Annotated in this window: 1 protein-coding gene; it reads left to right on the plus strand. The window is 41.9% G+C overall.

The window, feature by feature from the left end:
• Positions 1–36: 36 nt before the first annotated feature.
• Positions 37–494: redoxin domain-containing protein (locus Q4528_RS12670; protein WP_303521816.1), on the plus strand; the 458-nt coding region annotated here is incomplete at its 3' end.

The following is a 494-nucleotide window of genomic DNA, read 5'->3' on the forward strand; positions in this document are numbered from 1 at the left end:
AAAGAAAAGCTATATGAATCATATTCGGAGTACGCAATGACAACCTCTTTTAAACTAGTAGCAGGTGATGCTTTTCCAACGATTAAAGCCAATCTGCTAGATGGATCGACTGTTCAATTAGGCCAAACGATAACTGAAGGCGCCACGTGGCACATGGTTGTGGTGTATCGTGGAAAGCATTGCCCGTTATGTACTCGTTATTTAAACTTATTAGAAGAATATAAGACGAAGCTCGCTGATATCGGTGTCGATGTTATGGCGGTTTCTGCTGATTCAAAAGATCAATTAGAAGAACATATTCAGAAACTGAATGTTAGCTTCCCTATCGCGTACGGTTTAACCGAAGTCCAAATGAAACAGCTGGGGCTATATGTTTCGATGCCTCGGCATGAGCAAGAAACCGATCATAACTTTGCTGAGCCGGGTATGTTTATTATTAATGAAGCCGGAACGCTGCAGAGCGTTGATATATCAAATGCCCCATCATTACGTCC

The sequence above is a fragment of the Staphylococcus pasteuri genome, assembly GCF_030547725.1.
GTDB classification, from domain to species: Bacteria; Bacillota; Bacilli; order Staphylococcales; family Staphylococcaceae; genus Staphylococcus; species Staphylococcus pasteuri.